This is a genomic window from Dellaglioa sp. CoH-56-MRSF-13 (assembly GCF_056782095.1).
On sequence record NZ_JBXAYC010000094.1, the window covers coordinates 1 to 366 of the forward strand.

A 366-nucleotide genomic window follows, 5' to 3' on the forward strand; every position below is an offset into this window, starting at 1 on the left:
GGTAGCAATTCGCGGCTCTGAAGATTCGGGTCTGGTGGATTCGGGCCAGATTCTGGAGGTGACGCGCGACAAGGAAGGCCAGTTCACGGCCCAAGTCGTGAACTACACGGCAAATGTCCTGCTCACGCTTGTCGGTGACGAGAACATCGCAAAGACCCTAATCAAGCTTGCGCCTGAAGTTTCGCATGCGGAACTGCGTGAGACCGTCAACGCCATCAACGGTGCATTTGATGCAGGCTATTCGCGGGGCGAAAAACTCGGTGGCCTCAACATCGTGTCCGTTCTCCCGCAGCCAACCATCGACAACATCCTGCTGGTTCTGCGCAACGGCAAGAAGGGCAGTTTCGAGCTGCGCGTTGTGTCGAT

1 protein-coding gene is annotated in these 366 nt (G+C 56.8%); it reads left to right on the plus strand.

Annotated features, from left to right (window positions below; genetic code table 11):
• Positions 1–366: hypothetical protein (locus AC1RP1_RS08055; RefSeq protein ID WP_481762724.1), on the plus strand; the 366-nt coding region annotated here is incomplete at both ends.